At 73.2% G+C, this 18,613-nt stretch carries 18 protein-coding genes; 7 read left to right on the top strand and 11 right to left on the bottom strand.

The features are described from left to right. Positions 1-86: 86 nt before the first annotated feature. Positions 87-1,973 carry an alkaline phosphatase D family protein gene (locus ACH4SL_RS07495; RefSeq protein WP_398442473.1) on the top strand — a complete coding sequence of 629 codons (1,887 nt, stop codon included), beginning with the start codon at positions 87-89 and terminating at the stop codon, positions 1,971-1,973. 57 nt (positions 1,974-2,030) lie between these two features. On the opposite strand, the gene ACH4SL_RS07490 is transcribed toward ACH4SL_RS07495, so the two are convergent. Continuing rightward, a complete protein-coding gene (locus tag ACH4SL_RS07490) occupies positions 2,031-2,975 on the bottom strand; it encodes an alpha/beta fold hydrolase (RefSeq protein WP_398442472.1) in 945 nt (314 codons plus the stop codon). Between the two features lie 90 nt (positions 2,976-3,065). Here ACH4SL_RS07490 and ACH4SL_RS07485 point away from each other — a divergent pair, with 90 nt between their 5' ends. Both ACH4SL_RS07485 and ACH4SL_RS07480 read left to right on the top strand, forming a co-directional pair. Next, positions 3,066-3,656, top strand: a complete 591-nt coding sequence (locus ACH4SL_RS07485) for a TetR/AcrR family transcriptional regulator (protein ID WP_398442471.1) — start codon at positions 3,066-3,068, stop codon at positions 3,654-3,656. Positions 3,657-3,777: 121 nt separating this feature from the next. After that, the gene (locus tag ACH4SL_RS07480; RefSeq protein ID WP_398442470.1) at positions 3,778-4,461 is read left to right on the top strand and encodes a DUF4232 domain-containing protein; all 684 of its coding nucleotides are present in this window, start codon (positions 3,778-3,780) and stop codon (positions 4,459-4,461) included. Between the two features lie 104 nt (positions 4,462-4,565). On the opposite strand, the gene ACH4SL_RS07475 is transcribed toward ACH4SL_RS07480, so the two are convergent. Continuing rightward, on the bottom strand, positions 4,566-5,282 hold the full coding sequence (locus ACH4SL_RS07475) for a G1 family glutamic endopeptidase (RefSeq protein ID WP_398442469.1): 717 nt from the start codon (positions 5,280-5,282) through the stop codon (positions 4,566-4,568). A 241-nt stretch (positions 5,283-5,523) separates the two neighbouring features. Next, complete coding sequence (locus ACH4SL_RS07470; RefSeq protein ID WP_398442468.1) at positions 5,524-6,264, bottom strand: class I SAM-dependent methyltransferase; 741 nt, start codon at positions 6,262-6,264, stop codon at positions 5,524-5,526. Positions 6,265-6,405: 141 nt separating this feature from the next. Here ACH4SL_RS07470 and ACH4SL_RS07465 point away from each other — a divergent pair, with 141 nt between their 5' ends. The 3 genes from ACH4SL_RS07465 to ACH4SL_RS07455 all read left to right on the top strand — a co-directional run bounded on the left by ACH4SL_RS07465 (position 6,406) and on the right by ACH4SL_RS07455 (position 8,821). Further along, positions 6,406-6,936 carry a hypothetical protein gene (locus ACH4SL_RS07465; protein ID WP_398442467.1) on the top strand — a complete coding sequence of 177 codons (531 nt, stop codon included), beginning with the start codon at positions 6,406-6,408 and terminating at the stop codon, positions 6,934-6,936. Positions 6,937-7,037: 101 nt separating this feature from the next. Continuing rightward, on the top strand, positions 7,038-8,144 hold the full coding sequence (locus tag ACH4SL_RS07460) for a sensor histidine kinase (protein WP_398442704.1): 1,107 nt from the start codon (positions 7,038-7,040) through the stop codon (positions 8,142-8,144). An 8-nt stretch (positions 8,145-8,152) separates the two neighbouring features. Further along, entirely contained in the window at positions 8,153-8,821 is a 669-nt protein-coding gene (locus tag ACH4SL_RS07455; RefSeq protein ID WP_398442466.1) for a response regulator, read from the top strand. 17 nt (positions 8,822-8,838) lie between these two features. On the opposite strand, the gene ACH4SL_RS07450 is transcribed toward ACH4SL_RS07455, so the two are convergent. The 5 genes from ACH4SL_RS07450 to ACH4SL_RS07430 all read right to left on the bottom strand — a co-directional run bounded on the left by ACH4SL_RS07450 (position 8,839) and on the right by ACH4SL_RS07430 (position 14,585). Further along, positions 8,839-10,716 carry a hypothetical protein gene (locus tag ACH4SL_RS07450; RefSeq protein ID WP_398442465.1) on the bottom strand — a complete coding sequence of 626 codons (1,878 nt, stop codon included), beginning with the start codon at positions 10,714-10,716 and terminating at the stop codon, positions 8,839-8,841. Positions 10,717-10,886: 170 nt separating this feature from the next. Then, positions 10,887-11,327, bottom strand: coding sequence for a hypothetical protein (locus tag ACH4SL_RS07445; RefSeq protein WP_398442464.1), 441 nt, complete (start codon positions 11,325-11,327; stop codon positions 10,887-10,889). A gap of 214 nt (positions 11,328-11,541) precedes the next feature. Beyond that, positions 11,542-12,597 carry a hypothetical protein gene (locus tag ACH4SL_RS07440; RefSeq protein ID WP_398442463.1) on the bottom strand — a complete coding sequence of 352 codons (1,056 nt, stop codon included), beginning with the start codon at positions 12,595-12,597 and terminating at the stop codon, positions 11,542-11,544. Between the two features lie 133 nt (positions 12,598-12,730). Then, positions 12,731-13,549: an SAM-dependent methyltransferase gene (locus tag ACH4SL_RS07435; protein WP_398442462.1), complete on the bottom strand. Its 819-nt coding sequence runs from the start codon at positions 13,547-13,549 to the stop codon at positions 12,731-12,733. A 172-nt stretch (positions 13,550-13,721) separates the two neighbouring features. Next, on the bottom strand, positions 13,722-14,585 hold the full coding sequence (locus ACH4SL_RS07430; protein ID WP_398442461.1) for a PhzF family phenazine biosynthesis isomerase: 864 nt from the start codon (positions 14,583-14,585) through the stop codon (positions 13,722-13,724). A 95-nt stretch (positions 14,586-14,680) separates the two neighbouring features. Between ACH4SL_RS07430 and ACH4SL_RS07425 the strand changes: the two genes are divergently transcribed. After that, positions 14,681-15,589: a LysR family transcriptional regulator gene (locus tag ACH4SL_RS07425; RefSeq protein WP_398442460.1), complete on the top strand. Its 909-nt coding sequence runs from the start codon at positions 14,681-14,683 to the stop codon at positions 15,587-15,589. Positions 15,590-15,664: 75 nt separating this feature from the next. Here the strand turns inward: ACH4SL_RS07425 and ACH4SL_RS07420 are convergent, their stop codons facing one another. From ACH4SL_RS07420 to ACH4SL_RS07410, 3 genes are all read right to left on the bottom strand, one after another. After that, a complete protein-coding gene (locus ACH4SL_RS07420; protein ID WP_398442459.1) occupies positions 15,665-16,513 on the bottom strand; it encodes a ketose-bisphosphate aldolase in 849 nt (282 codons plus the stop codon). Positions 16,514-16,624: 111 nt separating this feature from the next. Then, complete coding sequence (locus ACH4SL_RS07415; RefSeq protein WP_398442458.1) at positions 16,625-17,581, bottom strand: DMT family transporter; 957 nt, start codon at positions 17,579-17,581, stop codon at positions 16,625-16,627. Then, complete coding sequence (locus ACH4SL_RS07410) at positions 17,578-18,570, bottom strand: BadF/BadG/BcrA/BcrD ATPase family protein (protein WP_398442457.1); 993 nt, start codon at positions 18,568-18,570, stop codon at positions 17,578-17,580. The genes ACH4SL_RS07415 and ACH4SL_RS07410 overlap by 4 nt, the downstream gene beginning before the upstream one ends. Between the last annotated feature and the right edge of the window lie 43 nt (positions 18,571-18,613).

Genomic DNA, 18,613 nt, shown 5'->3' with positions numbered 1-18,613 from the left:
CAGGTCCACCGCTGTTCTCCCCGCCCACACCGGCTGTTCACCGTGAGCCCTCGCCCGTATTCATCCACCGCTGGCACGTTCCGCTCGTGACTCCTTCCTCTCACGGCCCCCTGACCCGCCGCACCACGCTCAAGGGTGCGGCCGTCACGGCGGGCGCGCTGGCCCTCACCCTTTCCGCCCGGTCCTTCGACGCCGAGGCGGCCGCCGCCCCCGCGCACCAGGGCGTGTTCGGCTACGGCGTCGCCAGCGGCGACCCGACCGGCACCGCGGTCGTCATCTGGACCCGGGTGACCCCGCCCCGCAGGGGCCCGAAGGACCCGGTGGCGACCCCGGGCAGCGGCCTCGGCTCCCGTACGCACGTGACGTGGGAGGTGGCCCGCGACCGCCACTTCACCCGGATCGCCAGGCACGGCAGCTACCTCACCCACCCGGACAGCGACCACACCGTCAAGGTCGACGTCGAGGGCCTGCGGCCGTACACCCGGTACTTCTACCGCTTCAGGGCCGCGGGCGAGACCAGCCCCGTCGGACGCACCCGGACCGCGCCGGACGTCCCCGGCAGGTCGCACGCCCTCCGCTTCGCCCTGGTCACCTGCTCCAACTACACCGGCGGCTACTTCACCGCCTACCGCCAGATCGCCGCCCGCGACGACCTGGACTTCGTCCTCCACCTGGGCGACTACATCTACGAATACCCCAACGGCCCGGTCTCGGACGCCTCCGACCCCGACGGCCGCTACGGCCCCGCCGCCCTCGTCGGCGTCCGCGACGCGGAGCCGGCGAACAACCTCCTGACGCTGCGGGACTACCGGCTGCGCCACGCCATCCACAAGGCGGACCCGGACGCCCGGGCCGCCCACAACGCCCACCCGTGGATCACGATCTTCGACGACCACGAGGTCGCCAACAACGCCTGGGAGTCGGGCGCCGAGAACCAGGCGGCGGGCACGACCGCGGCGCAGTTCCACGCCCGGCGCAGCGCGGCCTACCAGGCGTACCTGGAGTGGATGCCGTTCCGCCTGCCCGACCAGAGCCGGCGGGTGCCGCACCGCGGGACCCGCTTCTTCCGCCGCTTCACCTTCGGCACGCTCGGCTCGCTCTCCGTCCTGGAGACCCGCCAGAACCGCAGCCGGCAGGTCGACTTCCCGGGCTTCACCGCCCAGGGCGGCGGTTTCATCCCGACCGCCCTCCCCGGGCTCACCGACCGGACCGACGCCGAGCTCGCCGACCCCTCCCGGCATCTTCCCGAGCCCGAGCAGCTCGCATGGCTCAAGGCGGGGCTCAGGGCCGACGACGGCTGGCACCTGATCGGCAACCAGGTCGTGCAGACGCCGGTCCGCTTCCCCGCGGCCGCCATGGCCCCCACCGCGATCGAGAGCAACGGCGGCCCGCTGCCGGACACCGCCCTGCTGGTCAACTCCGACCAGTGGGACGGCTACCAGGCCGACCAGGCGGCGGTCACGGCCGCCTACGCCGCGTCGCCGGGCGACGTCGTCGTCCTCACCGGGGACATCCACTCCTCGTGGGCGACGGAGATCCCCTCCACCGCGGGGGCCACGGCGCCGGGCACGACCGGCTACACACCGGCCGCCGTGGAGTTCGTGACGCCGTCCGTCACCTCCGACGGCTTCTACGAGCAGGTCGCCCCCCTGCTCCAGGCGCGGAACCCCGCGGTCACCCCCGAGGAGGTGGTGGCCACCGTGGAGCAGCTCATCTCCTCCTCGCGCCAGGTCAACCCGTGGGTCCGCTACCTCGACGGCGTCGGCCACGGCTTCTCCGTCCTGGACGTGACCGAGGAGCGGGTCCAGGCGGACTTCTACCTCACCCCGGTCCCGACCAGCGCCCAGCCCGACCCCCGCGTCGTGCCGACCGCCCTGCCGACGTACCGCACGAGCTGGCTCACCGTGAAGGGCACCAGCACCCTGACCCGGGCGAACGCCCCCGTCGGCCCCCGCGCCGACAACCCGGCGTAACACCACCCCCGGCGACGGTCCGCGCCCTCACTGCGCCCACCGCCACCCGGCGCCGGGCTATCCGGCGCTCTCGTGGTCGACGAAGGCGGCCACCGCGGCCGCTGTCGCGTCGGGCTGCTCCTCGGGAATGAAGTGTCCGGACTGCGGAACGACGACGCCCGTCACGTTCTTCACCCAGGGGCCGAGGGACGCGGCCATGTCGGGGATCGAGCCGTGGGAGCCGGAGACTCCCAGGACCGGGACGCCCACGTGGGCCCGGTCGAGCGCGGCACGGTTCCTGCGCGCTGATTCCGCGGCTTCGCGGTAGTAGGCGAGGGACGCCCGGAGCCCGCCCTCGGCCGCGACGGCGGCGGCGTAGTGGTCGACCTCGGCGCCGTCGAAGGTCTCCGGGGACAGCGCCTTGGCCCGCAGGAACCAGTCGACGTAGTCGCGCTCGCGGCCGCGGATCAGCGCCTCGGGGAGTTCCGGCACCAGGTGGAAGGCGAAGTGCCAGGTCTTCCAGGCCCGTTCGGGATCCGTCGGGATGGAGTCCGGGAGGGTGACGCCGGGAATCCCGGCGTCGAGCAGCACGGCGCCGTGCAGGCGGTCCTCGTACGTCAGGGCCAGCGAGAAGGCGACCCAGGCGCCGATGTCGTGGGCGACGAGCCAGCACCTCGGCACGTCGAGCGCGGTCAGCGCGGCCTGGACGCGCGACGCGACGGTGTGCGTGTCGTAGCCGTCTCGCGGGCGGTCGGAATGGCCCTGCCCCGGCAGGTCGATCGCGATCACGCGGGATCGCCCGGCGAGGACGGGCATCACCTTTCGCCAGGCCCACCACGTCTGCGGAAATCCGGCGAGCAGGACGACGGCGGGGCCGGAGGGTGGGCCGCCCTCCACGGCGTGCAGCCGGATTCCTTCCGCCTCGACCCAGCGGTGCGTGAAGCCCGCCAGGTCGTGAAGTGCCAACCCGGGGACGGGGTTTCGGTCGCGGGAGCTGTTCGGAGCGGTGCCGGTGTCGGTCATGGCCGGAACCTAACACATCTTGAACTGATCAGTTCAAGATAAGATGGGCAGGGCCACACTGACCCGGCCCACGAACGAGGTGCATGCGCGATGGCGGGGAAGAAGCAGTTCGACGTGCACGTCGCGCTCGACGCGGCGATGGTCCAGTTCTGGCGGGCCGGGTACACCGACACCTCCCTCGACGACCTCTCCCGGGCCACGGGGCTGAACCGCAGCTCCCTCTACTCCTCGTTCGGCGACAAGGAGTCGCTCTACCTGCGCTGCCTGGACCGCTACACCGCGCGGTACGGAGCCAGGTACGACCGGGCACTCGCACCCGCCCCGGAGGAACCGCTCCGGGCCGTACGGGCGTTCTTCGACGTCACCCTGGGGCGCATCGCCGACCCCGACGTGCCCACCGGATGCCTGGTCGCCCAGACGGCGATGGCGGCGTCGGTACTCGGCCCCGCCATCGCCGCGCGGGTGGTCGAAGCCCTGGAATCCCAGCGCGCCCGGCTGCGGACCGCCCTGACCGGACCGGAGTTGGCCGAGGCCGCCGCCGACGACGTCGCGGTGTACATCGCGGCGGTCAACCAGTCGCTGGCCGTGCTGAGCCGGGCCGGAGCGGGCCGGGAGCAACTGCGCACGGTCGTCGACGTCACCCTGAGCGGGCTCTCGCACACCCTGCACGACCGCCCCTGAACATGTGTCACTCGACACATCAGGTAATCCGCGCCGAGCCCCAACCGCGCCCGGCGATCTTGCGTGTAGAAGTGCGTAAGCGCTCACTGAGAGCCGCTGCTCTTCAAATGAACGGGAAACCATGCGTGTTCAGAAGGCCTCGATCATGGCGGCCGCCGCCGTCACCGCGGCGCTCGCCCTCACCGCCTGCGGCGGCAACGACGACAGCGGGACGAGCGACGCCGCCGGAAGTCCCTCGGCCTCGACCTCCGCCGCGGCCCCCGCCAGCCCCTCCGCCTCGGACAGCGCCGCCACGAAGGACGGCTCCGGCAGCGGTTCCGACTCCGGCGGTGGCTCCAGCTCGGGCAGTGGCTCCGACTCCGGCTCGGGCAGCGGGATCTGCCACGCCGACGGGCTGAGCGGCGCCGTCGCGGCGGGCAGCGGGGCCCAGTCGGTCGGCTCGCAGGGAGCGGAGGTGATCGAGCTGACCAACACCGGCTCCGCCTCCTGCACCATGCACGGCTTCCCCGGGGTCGACCTGATCGCCTCCGACGGGCACCACTGGTCGCTCTCCCGCAAGTCCGCCTCCCCGGCCACGGTCACCCTGGCACCCGGCGGCAAGGCCTACTTCGCCGTCGACTACCTGCCCTACGAGTCCGGTGACGGCACGGAGTTCAAGGCGACCTCCCTCCTGATCACCCCGCCGAACGACACCCACCAGCTCTCGGTGAAGTGGGGCGAGCAGTCCGTGCTCGACCAGAGCGCGGCCACCCACCCGGGCACCTACGTCGAACCGGTCGTCCACTCCAACCCCGCCCAGGGCTGAGCAACGGGAACCCCGCACGCCCGGCCCCCCGCCTCGGTCAGGAGGCGGGGGGCCGGGCGCGTACCCGGCGCCCCGGGCGGGTGGGCGCCCCGGAGCCGGGGCGGCTACTCGCGCAGGTACGTCTCGCTGAAGCTGGTGCCGTTGGAGCCGAGCGCGCCGGTACGGGCCTCGTAGGCGCCGTTCGACGGGTCGAGGGCGACCGGGCCGAAGGAGCCGAGAGAGCTTCCGTTGACGGTGGCCGAGGTGAAGTTGAGGGTGCCGAAGTTCGGGTAGGCCCCGGTCGGCGACTCGATGATGACCTCGGCGCTGAGCCGCTTCGCGGAGAGGGACTTGGTCGTGGTGTAGGTCCAGCCGCGCGTGGAGTCGGTGAGCTTCAGGGTGTACTTGTTGCTTCCGGCGAAGGTCACCTGGGCGGTGATGTGGTCGCCGGCCGAGACCGGGTACGAACTGAGGCTCAGGTAGACCGGGTTCGCCGGGTACATCTCGTACCAGGCCTGGTGCACGGGCCGGCCGCTGGAGCAGTCGGTCGCCACCCCCGTCTGCTCCACGGTGGACGAGCCGTACCCGTCGATGCCGACCCAGGGGGCGTAGAGGTCGTTGCTGGAGTTGCAGGTCGCGTTCGCCTCGGTCCAGGTCGCCGAGACCGAGGTGAAGCCGCTGCCCGTGGCGGCGTACCCGCCCCAGTTGTAGCCGTTGATGTTGTAGTGCAGGGGGCGGAAGGACAGTTCCGGTGCGGCGGCCGCGCCGGCCGGTACGGCGGGGGCGGCGAGGGCGGCCGCCGCCAGCGCAACGGTGGCGACGCGGGAGAGGGATCTGCGCATGCTGGCTCCTTCGTGGGGTTCAGGATGCTCAAGGCGCCGCCCTGGGCCGGGTGAGGAACTTGGGGCGGCAGTACAGCGTCACCGAAGGTCATGCACCTGTCAATACGCCAAAGTGCCCGGCATCACGCGCCACCGGGCCGCACCCGCGCCGACCGGGCACTCCTCCCCCGATTCCGTCACACCAGCCCCACCGGCACCATCTCGTGACGGTGTGTCCGACGCGGCTCCGGTGCGGCGGTGCTCACGGTTTGCGGGTCACCCAGAGTGATTCCGCCGGCCAGCGGTGTGCCCAGTCGGGCGGGTCGGTCCGGTTGTAGCCGTTGGCCGTTCCGGGGTCGGGCCGCGGCTCGATGAGGTCGTCGACGACGAGACCCGCGCCGCGCAGGACCCTGATCCAGTCGCCGTAGGTGAGCTGGTAGCTGGTCGCGCCGTCGCTCTCGTCGACGGTGTCCAGCCCGAAGTAGTCCTGCTGGAGCGTCGTGGTGACACGGCCGGCGGCTTCGTCGTAGCAGGCTTCGAACCACGGGCTGGCGACGTTGAACACCAGGCGCCCGCCCCGGCGCAGTACGCGTGCGGCCTGCGGGACAGCAAGCTGCGGGGGCGCCCAGCTGAGTCCGCCGTAGTCGCAGAACACCAGGTCGAAGGTGTCGGCGGCGAAGGGGAGGCGTTCGGCGGCGCCCTGCACCAGCGGGTAGCGGGCCGTTCCCCTCGTGCGGGCCGCCGCGGCGAGCTGGGCCTCGGACAGGTCGAGCCCGACGACGGTGGCGCCCTCGGCGGCGAGCGCCCTGGACCACTGGCCGGCGCCGCAGCCGAGTTCGAGGACGCGCTTGCCGGTGACGTCGCCCAGCGCGTGCAGACGCGCGTCGGGGAGGGAGTACATGCCCCACAGCCGGGGCCTCGCGCCGATCCGCGGGTCGTGCTCGTGCTGGTAGGCGCCGCTGATCCGGTTCCAGAACCGCCGGTTGGCGGAGACGCTGTCCACGCGCCGACCCAAGCACTGCCCGGCGGGGCGGTCAACAGGGTTGCGGGGCGACCGGGGCGACGGCCCGCCGGGGGCTTCTCCACCCCGGGTTCCACCCGTGGGTCCAGGCGTCGCGGGCCCGGTGAGAACAGGCTTGGGGGCATGACAACGACCGAGTGGATCACCGACATCGCTCTCATCCTCGTCGTCTTCCGGCAGCTGCGGGAAGGCCGGCTGGACCTCAGGACCTTCCTGATCCCGCTGGGGATCGTGGCCTTCGTGGCCCACGCGTACCTGGACTCCGTCCCCACCGGGGGCAACGACCTGGTGCTGGTCGGGGTGCTCATGGGCGCGGGCGCCGTACTCGGGGTCGCCGGCGGCGTCTACACCCGGGTCAGGGCCGCGGGCGAGCACATCCTGATCAAGGCGGGCGCGGTCTCCGCGGTCCTGTGGGTGCTCGGCATGGGTGCCCGGATGGGCTTCCAGCTGTGGACCGAGCACGGCGGCGGCGACGACGTCGCCCGGTTCAGCATCGCCCACCACATCACCAGCGACCAGGCGTGGGTCGCGGCCTTCGTCCTGATGGCGCTCACCGAGGTCGTCACCCGGCTGGCCACGATCTTCGTCCGCAGCCGGATGCTGACCGCAGGGCAGCCCGCCGCCGCCTCCGACCGCGTCGCGGTCCGACCGTGAGTTATGGTCTGGCCGTGCCCACCGCCGAGACCGCCCCCTCCCCCGGACAGGTCCCGCCCCCGCCGGCCGCGCCCCGGCCGGTCCCGGGCCGGGACCCCCGGGTGCAGTGGGCCCTGACAGCGGCGGTCATCGTCAGCGGGGCCCTGACGATCCGGCCGATGGGCTTCAGCGGGCGGGGACTGGCGGTCGCGGTCCTGTTCGCCGTGAACTGCGTTGCGCTGCTGGCCCGGGGCCTGCCCCCCGGCAGGGTCCCGCCGCGTGTCGCCCTCGTCTGGCTGTCGCTGGGCGTCCTCGCGGCGGCCGCGCTGATCGGCGTCAGCCGCAGCGGGACGGGCTACCTCTTCGCCTTCTTCCTCTCCGGCCACATCGGATACCGGCTGCCGGCCAGGCAGGCCCTCGTCCTGGCGGTGGCCTGCGGCCTGCTCTGCGGCGGCGTCCTGTACTTCGAGGTCGGGCCCGGTCACGACCTGCTGCCCTGGGCCGTCGGTCTCACCACCGGCGCGCCGGTCATGGTCGGGATGCTCAACCGCACCCAGCACCAGGCCGTGGACGCGGCGCTGTCGGCGGCAGAGAGCGCGGAGCGCGCCGCCCGGGCCGAGGCGCAGGCCGCCGTGCTCACCGAACGCGGCCGGATCGCCCGGGACGTGCACGACGTCCTGGCGCACACGCTGGCCGGGATCAACATGCAGCTGGAGCTGGCCGACGCGCTGCTCGACACCGGCGATCTGGAGAAGGTCAGGGCGGCCAACGGCAGGGCCCACAGCCTCGTCAAGGAGAGCCTGAAGCAGGCGCAGTGGACCGTGCACGCGCTCCGCGAGGACGCGCTGCCGCTGGTGGAGACCCTCACCGCGATGCTGGAGTCGTCCGGCCACCGCGACGCCCTGACCGTCTCCGGCACCCCGGTGGACGTACCGGCCCGGGTGACCCAGAATCTGCTGCGGATCGCCCAGGAGTCCCTGACCAACGCCGCGCGGCACGCCCCGGGCGGCGAGGTACGGGTGGAGCTGGCCTTCACGGCCTCAGCGACGGCGCTGACGGTACGCAACCGGCCCGCCACCCGTACGGTCGACGCCGGGGTCGGCAGCGGAATGGGCCTGATCGGCATGCGCGAACGCGTCGCCCTGCTGGGCGGCACCCTCACCGCGGGACCGGTCACCGAGGGACCGGACCGAGGCGGCTGGCAAGTGGAGGCAGTGATCCCGCGATGAGTGACCCTGTGACGAATGAACCCCCCGAGGGCACCCGGCCGTTGCGCGTGGTCGTCGCCGACGACCAGGCCGCCGTACGCGAACCGCTCGCCGCGGTGCTCGACCTGACCGAGGACATCGACGTCGTCGCGGCGGCCGCGGACGGCAGCGGCGTACTGGACGCGGTCGCCGCCGGTCCGGTGGACGTCGTACTGATGGACCTGCGCATGCCCGTGCTCGACGGGATCGAGGCCACCCGCAGGCTGAGCGACGCACACCCCGAGGTCGCCGTCGTCGTGCTCACCACCTTCGCCGACGACGACTCGATCCTGGCCGCCCTCGGCGCGGGCGCCCGCGGCTATCTGACGAAGAACGCCGGACGCCAGGACATCGTCCGCGCGATCCGCGCCGCCGCCGCGGGCCAGTCCGTCCTGGACCGCGAGGTCCAGGACCGGCTGCTGGCCACCCTCCGCGCGAGGCCCACGGCGTCCGGGCAGCAGCTGCCCGCCGATCTCACGCCCCGCGAACGCGAGGTGCTCACCCTGATCGGCCAGGGGCTGCCCAACCGGGCGATCGCCGAGAAGCTCTTCGTGAGCGAGGCGACCGTCAAGACGCACATCAACAACCTCTTCGCCAAGGCCGGCATCCGGGACCGGGCCGACGCAGTGCGCCGCGCCATCGCGGCCGGCCTGGCCTGACCCCTGGCCGCCGCGCCCTACGGCTCGCGCCGCCAGAGGGACAACGTCCCCTGCGCGCCTCCGGTCGCGAGCAGCGGCGCGTGCGCGGCGGCCGCGACGCACCAGGCGGCCTCCGCGTGGCCGGTGAGCGTCTCCGTGCGGGCGTTCCCGTCCCACACCACGGTCCTTCCGTCCTCGCCCGCCGAGACAAGGGCGGTCAGGTCCCCCTGCCGGAAGAAGGCGAGCGCGGTCACGGGGCCGTCGTGCGTCCGGGTGTGCGCGAGGTGGGCACCGGAGGGGATGTCGTACACGTGCAGGACCCCGTCCGCCGTTCCGAGGGCGACGACGTCGTGCCCGCCCCAGCGGCCCGTGGCGAGGACGCCGATCGGGACTTCCGAAGGGCGGGCGGACCAGGTGGCCTGGCGGCCGGCGCCGCCCCATGCCTGGAGCAGCCCGTCGTCCTGGCAGGTGACGATGCGGCCGGCGTGGTATCCGATCAGCGAGCAGGGCCGTCCCAGCCGGATCACCACGGTGGGCGGCGCGGCCGGTGCGCCGTCGTCGCGGGCGGGGTCCGGATCGGGCACGGGACCGAAGGTGTCCGGGTCGATCCGGCGGTCGGGGGCCGCGGCCTCGGTGGACGCGGAGGCCGCCGCCCTGGCGGTGGCCTTGCGGTCGGTCTCCACGGCGGTGAGGTCCCTCAGCCGCACCGTGCCCTCCGCGTCGGCGTAGACCAGGCGGGAGTCGTCCCGGCCGTCGACCGCCACCGCGGTCATCGGCGCCGGCGCCTCCCCTGCGACGTCGTTGAGGGGGACCACGATGTCCTCCGCGGGATTCCACAGCCGGAGCGTCCCGCCGTCGTCCAGCAGCGCCACGCGCCCCGTGGCCCCGCCGCCGCAGGCGAGCAGGGACCGTACACCGGGCGTCGCCCGCCACGGGGCGCCGAGGAGGGCGCCGTCGGGCGCGCGGCGCGCGACGAGACAGGCGCCCTCGTCGCCCTCGGCGGCCGTGATCAGCTCGGGGCGCCCGCCCGGGCCCGTCGTCCAGCACATCGCGCGCACCGCGCCGGAGTGGCCCGACGCCTGTGCGGCGCGGACGGGGCGGAGGTCCCAGACCCTGACCCGGCCGTCCTCACCACCGGTCACGTACTGCTCCCTGCCGGCCGCGCGGTGCACGGCGAGCGCGGTCACGGGCCCGTCGTGGGAGTCGATGGTCCCGCGCGGGGCACCGGTCCTGGCGTCCCACATCCGCAGGCGGCCGTCCTCGCAGGCCGCGAGGAGGACCAGCCGCCGGGAGAGCCAGCCGAAGGCGACACCGCGGGCGGCGGCCGGCAGGGACGGTTCGTGCCGCAGGCACTCGCCGGTGTTGGCGTCCCACAGCGCGAGGGCCCGGTCCACCGTGGCGGTGACCGCGAGCAGTCGGCGCCAGGGCCCGCCGAGCGCGACCGCGCGGACCGGGGCCGTGTGGTCGAGCACGCCGCGCAGGGAGCCGTCGCGCAGATTCCACAGCCGGGCGCTGTGGTCGGCCGAACCGGACAGCACGATCCCGCCGCCGGGCGTACGGGCCGAGGCGAGCGAGAGCACGGTGTCGTCGTGCCACCCGGTCCTGCGCGCCGCCGCCCGCGCGGCCCTCTCCCCGGGCTGCGGCGGGGCGGAGGGCAGGCTGCCGAAGTGGAGGATCTCGGCGTCGGGGACGGTGGCGGCGATCAGGCCCAGGTTGTCGGGATCCGGGATGAAGGCGGAGACGGCCGGGGAGACCGGTTCGGTCCCGTCGCCCGCGCCGTCCCAGGCGTGCAGCCGGGTGCCGTACCGGGCGACGACGAGCGGCGACCCCTCGGCCCGGCCCAGCAGCGCGAGGGCGGAGGGCGGCCGGCCGGGTACGCCCGGCAGGGCGGGTCCGCCGGAACGGTGCCGGTCCACGGCCTCGGCGTCGAGGGGCGCATCGCCTTCCTGATACCGGCCGCCAGATGCGACGCCTCCTCCGACAGATCCTCCCGCGGCCCACCGCGCTCCGGCACGTCCACGTCCGCCCCACCCCCGCTGCTCCGCGGACCCCGGCCTCGCGCCGGAATCCGTCCCCGCTCCTGGAATCACATGCCCGGGGATTCCGACGGATACGCCGCCACCGTGACATCGACGGAATCCACGACGGAGCAGCCGACGGGCAGCGTCTTGAAACTGACGTCGTCGTCCGCATTCGGCTTGGCCGCGTGAAGTACCTTGACGCACGCGGGTGACGCGTCGACGAGACAGATGGTGTGCGGGGTGTTCACATCGCCGACGCTCCCGACTCCCTGGTCCACGATGTGCCAACTGCCGTCGCTCGGCGCGATAGGGGCGAACGGCGGTGTGCCGTTCAGGAAGTACGCCTGGTCCCCGGTGGGGTCGAAATCAAAGATCCACCCGGTGTCGCCGTTCGGATCGCGGGCGTCGACCCACCGCCGGTGACGAACAGCCCGGCGATTACGGCCGCGAGGGCGGTTCCCACCACACCGATAACGGCGACGACGAGTAATGTGCGTGTCGCCCAATGCTCGACCTACTCCCTCGGAGGTGCATTCTTGCAGCGGCCGGGGAGTTCCCGATTCCCGTGTTATCAGTGGTGCGCAGGAGCGAAATGCTCATTCGCGTTGTCCGGCAGTTCACGGCGACCTCGACCGCCACGCGCCGCACACCGCCGGGAGGGCCCCCGCGAGGCCGCCGGGCAGGTGTGCCCGGCGGCCCGCGGGCGGGTCGAAGGAGCGGTCAGAGCGCGGGCCCGACGGTGAAGTCGGCGGAGGAGCTGGTGATCGGCGTCATGGTGTTGTCGAACGCCCGGTAGTCCGCGGTCAGTTCCACCGCGGTCGGCGGCAGGTCCGGCGCGGCCGTGAAGGTGAGGGTGATCGCGGTGGTCTGCGGGGTGACCGCGCAGGTCGCCAGGGTGGAGGTGTTCGCGCTGTAGTTGTTGTAGGTGTTCTGGTATTCGACCGGCACCAGGGTGCACTGCGCGCCGCCGTCGCCCGTGACGGCCGTGACGTTCAGTCCGGGCGGCAGGAAGATGTTCTGGCTGCCGTCGCTCCACGAGGCGTCCGGGTCGGTCCACACCTCGCCGGGCGTGGCGGACGAGGCGCGAAGCGGCACCGTGCCGTTGTCCGCCGCGTGGACGGCGACGCGCTCGGTGGCCGTCTGCCCCGCGCCGAAGTCGGTGGGCTGCACGTCCACGCTGTCCTGCGCCGCCCGGGCCTGCGACTCGACGGCGGTGAGGTCGGTCGTGCTGGTGAAGTGCTTGCCCGCCCGCTGCGCCTTCTGGATCTTCGCGAGCGTGTCGTCCTTGTGCGGGACGATGGTCGCCGTGACCCCGATGACCGAGCCGTCCGGGGTGTCGGCACCTATGTGCTCGCCGAAGCTGGCGTAGGGCACCTGGCCGAGCACGTCCATGTCGCAGAGGAACGCGGCCGTACCGCTGCCGGTCGCGGCCGCGGCCGCCGGGAGGCAGGAGCCCTCTTCGAGGGTGGAGGTGAAGCCGGCCGGGATGTCCGGCACGTCGGTGCCGTCGAGCTTCGGCGCGCCGAGGGTGTACATCAGCAGGACGTTGAGGGGTGCCGGGGTGGTGTTGGTCTCGCCCCGGCGGGTCAGCTGGAAGGAGTGGCCGCTGTCGTAGTCCTGCGGGAGCGTCTGCGGCTGCTTGCCGCCGCCCCACGGGGCGTCGAAGCCGAAGTTGTCCAGGTTGACGGCGTGTGCCGCCGCCGCCGTGCCGAGTTGGGCGCCGCAGGCGGCGAGGACTGCCGCCGCGAGCATGGCGAGGGACCTGCGCATGGTCATAGCACTCCGCTGCGAAGAGGCGGCAGGAGCCGCCGGTGCACACCGGCCGGAGTGGCCGGCCGCCGCACCTTACCTCCCATATCCCTTACGGCGCCCGTAGTTTGTGTATGCCGAAATATACGGAGCGCCTGCTTCAGCGCTTGATGCCGACGCCGCTGTAGAAGCCGATGTGGGCGAGTTCCGCCTCGGTCGGCTCCGCTCCTTCGAAATGCCACAGCGACGGCTGGACGACGCCGGGCTCGATCAGTTCCAGGTCGCCGAAGAAGGCGCGTACCTCGTCGTAGGAGCGCAGGTTCAGGGTCGCGGTGGCGCCCCTGTCGCGGTAGACGTCTCGGGCCTGCGACGACCTCGGGTCGGCCCGGTGGAAGTCCTGGGTCCCGTGGCTGAGGACCAGGTAGCTGCCCTGGGGCAGGGCGTCCCGGTAGGCGGCGACGAGCCCGGCGGGGTCCTCGTCGTCCCGGACGAAGTGCAGGATGGCGAGGAGCATCAGGCCGACCGGCCGGTCGAGGTCGATGAGCTCGCCGATGGTCGGGTGGCCGAGAATGCTCTCCGGGTCCCGCAGGTCGCCGAGGAAGAAGCCGGTGTTGCCCGTGCCCAGCAGATGCGCCCCGGCGTGCGTGGCGACGATCGGGTCGTTGTCGACGTACGCGACCCGTACGTCCGGCGAGACCGCGTGTGCCACCTGGTGGGTGTTCGGGGCGGTGGGGATGCCGGTGCCGATGTCGATGAACTGCCGGACGCCGTTCTCGGCCAGGAACCGCACGGCGCGGTGCATGAACGCCCGGTTGGCCCGGGCCATGGGCACGATGTCCGGGGCCAGGTCGATGACGCGCTGGGCCGCCTCGCGGTCCACCTCGTAGTTGTCCTTGCCGCCGAGGTAGTAGTCGTACATACGGGCAGGGTGCGGCCTGCTCGTGTCGATCTCCGCGACAGGGAAGCCCTGTTCGGTCAACGCCGTCCTCCGGTTCGTAGCGGCCCCGCCACTGCGCGGGTCCTCACTGCTGGGTGTGTGCCGGGCCAACTCCCCTGGCAGGACAGCAGTCTGTCATGGTGTCAGCGCACCCGACAGCCTGTAGTGCCGATTCTGCAAATTGCAGATCGAACATCGCAGTGGCGGGCCGTGGTCACCGTGCGAGGACCACCGCCTGCCCGCTCACCCGCACCCGCGGGTCCGCGGCGGACGCCTCGACGCGGAGCAGGCTGGGCCGGCCGAGATCCTCTCCCTGGCGGACGGTGAACGCGCCGGACGGCGGAAGGGCGCCGAGGGTGCGCAGGTAGCCGCCCAGGGCGGCGGCCGCGGCGCCGGTGGCCGGGTCCTCGACGACACCGCCGATCGGGAAGGGGTCGCGGGCGTGGAAGAGTTCCGGGGATTCCCGCCACACCAGCTGGAGCGTGGTCCAGCCGCGCCGGTGCATGATCTCGGCCAGGGCGTCGAAGTCGTAGTCGAGGGCCGCGAGACGCTCACGGGTGGCCACGGCCAGGACCAGGTGGTCGTTCCCGCCGAAGGCGACGTGCGGGGGCAGCGCCGGGTCGAGATCCTCCGCGGACCAGCGCAGGGCCGCGAGGGAGGCGCTCACCTCCTCGTCGTCCGCCGGCCGGGAGCGGGTGGGAACGCTGGTGAGCGTCGCCGTCACGGAGCCCGCGGGCCCCGCGGAGGTGTCCAGGGCGATCTCGCCCACCGGCGTGTCGAAGACGAGCGGGCCGGCGCCGATCCGCTCGGCGGTCGCCACCGCGGTGGCCACGGTCGCGTGGCCGCAGAAGGCGACCTCGGCGAGCGGGCTGAAGAAGCGCAGCCGGAAGCGGCGCGCCCCGTCGTCCGCGGCGGTGACGAACGCGGTCTCCGAGTAGCCGACTTCGGCGGCGATCGCGAGCATGGCGGCATCGTCCAGTGCGGCCGCGTCGAGGACGACGCCGGCCGGGTTGCCGCCCGCGGGGTCGGTGGTGAAGGCGGTGTAGCGCAGGATCTCGGGGCGTGTCTGCAAGGTCATGCCCCTACCGTGGCACCGCCCGGGCATCCTTACCAACGATCGATATCGATCACATCCATCGGCCCGTCCGATGGTAAATGGCTAGGGTGCAGGGCATGGACACCCGTCTGCTGCGCACCTTCGCCGCCGTTGCCCGGACCGGGAACCTGACCGCCGCGGCGGAGCACCTGCACCTCGTCCAGTCCACCGTCACCGCCCAGGTGCAGGCGCTGGAGAAGGAGCTCGGCCTGCGTCTCTTCGACCGGCTGCCGCGCGGGGTCGTGCTCACCGGCCCCGGGGGCGAGGTGCTGGCGCAGGCGGAGGCGGTGCTGGAAGCCGAGTCCCGGCTGCGGGCGGTCGCCGCCTCGGCGGGCGGCGCGGGCGGGCGGGTGACCGGGCGGGTGGTGCTCTCGGCCGGTGAGACGCTGGTGTCCGCGCGGCTGCCGGGAGTCATCGCCGCACTGCGGCGCAGCCACCCCGGCGTCGAGGTGGACCTGCGCACGATGGGCACCGCGGCCGCGGTCGCCGCGCTGCGGACCGGCGAACTGGACCTGGCCCTCCTCCTGGAGGACGAGGCGGCTTTCCGCGACATCGAGTGCACGCCGCTGGCCGGCGAGCCGCTGGTGCTCGTCTGCTCCCCGGACCACCCGGTCGCCCGCGGCGGCACCGACTCGCCCGCCGGCTGGGCGGAACTGGCCCGTGAGGACTACTTCCTGCATGAGCAGGGCTGCTCGTACAGCGACCGCTTCATCGAACGGCTGCTCACCGCCGCCGAGGGCGCGCAGCCCCGGATCACCCGCTTCGGCAGCCTGGAGGCCGCCAGGTCCTGCGTGACCGCGGGCCTCGGCCTCAGCCTGCTGGCCCGCGCCAACGTCGCGGACGCACTCGCGGCGGGCCGGCTGACGCAGGTGCCCGGCACGCACTTCCCCGACGTCACCGTCCAGTTGGCCCGCCACCGCCGGCGCTGGCTCTCCCCCGCGACAGCCGCGCTCACCGCGGAGCTGCCCCGCCACTTCCCGCACTGAGCGCGGTCCCGCCGCAGGCAGGGCGCGCGAGGTCCCCGCGCCGCGGACCGGGAAGTGGTCGGCGACGGCCGACGCTCAGCCGTTCACCACCCCGAGCAGCGCCCGCACGGTCTCGGCCATGGCGTCGCGGCCGCTGGTGACGTAGGGGCGGGGGTCGGTCAGGTCCGGCCGCGCCGCCAGGGTCTCGCGGACCGCGCGGGTGAAGGCGATGTTGAGGGCGGTCCCGATGTTGACCTTCGCGATGCCGGCCCGGACGGCGCGGCGCAGTTCGCCGTCGCCGACGCCCGAGGAACCGTGCAGGACCAGCGGTACGGGGACGGCCCGGCGGAGCCGTCCGATCAGCTCGTGGTCCAGCGCGGCCGAACGCTCGGTCATCGCGTGGCTGCTGCCGACGGCGACGGCCAGCGCGTCCACGCCGGTCTCCGCGACGTAGTCCGCCGCCTCCCGCGGGTCGGTGCGCACGCCGGCCGCGTGGGCGCTCGCGGGGGCGTCGGGCTTGCCGCCTACGTAGCCCAGCTCGGCCTCCAGCCACACCCCGGCGCCGTGGGCCCACTGCGCCGCGGCGCGGGTGGCGGCGACGTTCTCGGCGTACGGCAGCGCGCCGGCGTCGAACATCGCCGAGGAGAAGCCCGCGTCGGCCGCGGTGCGCAGCAGCTCCATGTCCGTGACGTGGTCCAGGTGCAGGGCGATGTCGACGTCGCACGACCGGGCGACCTCGGCCGCGGCCCGCGCGATCGGCGAGACCCGCCCGCCGTGGAACCGCACGGCGTTCTCGCTGATCTGCAGGATCACCGCGGCGCCCGCCGCCGACGCGCCGGCGGCGATCGCCTCGGCGTGCTCCAGCGTGATCACGTTGAACGCCGCGACGGCCCGGCCGGCGGCGGCGGCCTCCGAGACGAGGTCACGCGTCGGAACCAGGGACATGGGGCAATCCCCTCGCTTTCGTTTCGCTTCGACGGCTGATGGAGGTGTACGGCGTGGCGCGGCCGGTACGGACAGGTGCCCTCTCCGTACCGGCCGCCGCGGGGGTGGTGGTCAGAGCTTGTGCGCGGCGGGGACCGCGCCGGCCGGGGTGTCGTCGTCCAGGGCGCCCGGCGCCACGGGGTCGGCGCCGCCCTTCTCGTCGCTGTAGACCATCAGGGTCGAGCCGCCGAGGGCGAGCACGATGCCGATGGCGCCCCAGATGTTGGGCAGCGTCTGGTAGACGGCCAGGGACAGGATGATGGTCAGCACGGGCGCCAGCGCGTTGGTGACCGGGGCCACCACCGAGGCCTTGCCCCGGCTGAAGGCCATGACCAGGAACAGCGCGCCGATCGCGTTGAGGACCTGGGTGACGGCGGTGAGCGTCGGCGCCTGCCACGGGTAGTCCGTCGGGAAGCCGCCGGCCATCGCGAGCGCCACCGGAACGAGCAGCAGACCGCTGATCGTCATCCAGCCGAAGGTCGTCGCGTCGTTCACCCCGACGAGTGCCGCCTTGCGCATGCAGAACGCCTGCACGCCCCAGGCGACGCAGATCCCGATCGCCATCAGCAGCCACGGGCCGTGCGCGTGGCTGTCGCCGCCGCCACCGGGGATGCTGAGCAGGACGATCGCCACCAGTGCCAGGACCACGCCCACGATCGCGAGCCGGTTGATCCGCTCCCGCAGCAGCGCCATCGCCATGAGGACGGTGATCACCGGGGAGAGCGACACCAGCGGAAAGATCAGGTACGCCGGGCCGTCGGCGAGCGCCCGGAACAGCAGCAGCTGTCCTCCGGCGCCGGTCAGCCCCGCGATCAGCCCGTACACCGCGGCGATCGGCCGCCGGTCGAACCTGTTGCCGCGCATCGCGAAGTACGCGGGGATGAGCATGGTGAACGCCCAGATGACGTAGATCATCTCGTTGGGGTAGCCGTACCGGCTGTTCGGCTCGCTGGAGAAGGCACCCCACACGCCCCAGAACAGGACCAGCAGCGACGCGTACAGGATCCAGCTGTTCTTGCCGTTCTTCATCGGTCGTCCTCTCCGGAGGCGGGGGAACCGGGGGTCTCGCGCAGCGCGTCGAGTGCGGTCCGAGTCAGTGGGGTGCCGGCGAGTTTCGCCGCGTACAGGGCGGCGCCCACGACCGGCTCGTGGAGAGGGCGGCGCAGCTCGTAGCTGGAGAAACGATTCTCCAACCCGGCGGTGAAGGCCTCCAGGAGCTGGCCGGCGCCGAACGTGCCGCCGGAGTAGGAGACCGGGACCTTCTCGTCCGGGCCGAACCCCAGCCGCTCACGGGTGACGTCGACGAGCCGGGCCAGTTCGCGGCCGGCCTCGCGGAGGATCGCGGCGGCGCTGTCGTCGCCGAGGTCGGCGGCCTCGGCCACCCGGCGGCTGAGCGCGGCGATCCGGCCGCGGTCCCCCTGCCACCGGTTGTGCACGACGTCGATCACGTCGAGGTCGGAGGCGAGCTCCAGATGGCGCCGGAACACCCCGGCGAGGGGGCCCTCCGGCAGCCGCCCGTCGCTCATCCGGGAGAAGGCGTTGAGGCCGCGGACCGCGATCCAGTAGCCCGAGCCCTCGTCGCCGAAGATCTCGCCCCAGCCACCGACGCGGACGCCCTTGCCCTGCCGCTCGCCGTACGTCATCGAGCCCGTACCGCTGATGACGTTGATGCCGTCGACCGCGCCCAGCGATCCCGCCCAGCCGCAGACCATGTCGTTGTCGCAGGCGTAGCGGTCGTGCCCGAGCACTTCCCGCGGCGCGGCGTCCAGCACGGGCAGGTCGCCCGCCGCCTCGCCGTAGCCGGGCAGCCCGAAGAAGGCGTATTCGATCTCGGCCGGTGCGAGCCCGGCTGTGGCGCAGATCGCGTCCACACCTTCCTTGAGCACCCGCCCGACGAGGTCGATGCCCTGCGAGAAGTAGTACGAACTTGCCGCCTGGGCCCGTGCCACCACGTGTCCGGACCGGTCGACCAGGCAGAACGCGGTCTTCGTACCCCCGCCGTCGACGCCTAGGAACATCGTTGTACCTCCGTCCGGCGCACTCGATCTGCGCCGTTTGATC

It is taken from the genome of Streptomyces sp. NPDC021020, from assembly GCF_044333285.1.
Classification (GTDB): domain Bacteria; phylum Actinomycetota; class Actinomycetes; order Streptomycetales; family Streptomycetaceae; genus Actinacidiphila.
This window is presented reverse-complemented; position numbering and strand designations above follow the sequence as displayed.

Bases quoted from the DNA above. Each gene is read 5' to 3' on its own strand.
- ACH4SL_RS07485 (WP_398442471.1), top strand. From the start codon at position 3,066: ATGGCGGGGAAGAAGCAGTTCGACGTGCACGTCGCGCTCGACGCGGCG.
- ACH4SL_RS07430 (WP_398442461.1), bottom strand. From the start codon at position 14,585: ATGACCTTGCAGACACGCCCCGAGATCCTGCGCTACACCGCCTTCACC.
- ACH4SL_RS07465 (WP_398442467.1), top strand. From the start codon at position 6,406: ATGACAACGACCGAGTGGATCACCGACATCGCTCTCATCCTCGTCGTC.
- ACH4SL_RS07420 (WP_398442459.1), bottom strand. From the start codon at position 16,513: ATGTCCCTGGTTCCGACGCGTGACCTCGTCTCGGAGGCCGCCGCCGCC.
- ACH4SL_RS07440 (WP_398442463.1), bottom strand. From the start codon at position 12,597: ATGACCATGCGCAGGTCCCTCGCCATGCTCGCGGCGGCAGTCCTCGCC.
- ACH4SL_RS07410 (WP_398442457.1), bottom strand. From the start codon at position 18,570: ATGTTCCTAGGCGTCGACGGCGGGGGTACGAAGACCGCGTTCTGCCTG.
- ACH4SL_RS07490 (WP_398442472.1), bottom strand. From the start codon at position 2,975: ATGACCGACACCGGCACCGCTCCGAACAGCTCCCGCGACCGAAACCCC.
- ACH4SL_RS07415 (WP_398442458.1), bottom strand. From the start codon at position 17,581: ATGAAGAACGGCAAGAACAGCTGGATCCTGTACGCGTCGCTGCTGGTC.
- ACH4SL_RS07475 (WP_398442469.1), bottom strand. From the start codon at position 5,282: ATGCGCAGATCCCTCTCCCGCGTCGCCACCGTTGCGCTGGCGGCGGCC.
- ACH4SL_RS07425 (WP_398442460.1), top strand. From the start codon at position 14,681: ATGGACACCCGTCTGCTGCGCACCTTCGCCGCCGTTGCCCGGACCGGG.
- ACH4SL_RS07480 (WP_398442470.1), top strand. From the start codon at position 3,778: ATGCGTGTTCAGAAGGCCTCGATCATGGCGGCCGCCGCCGTCACCGCG.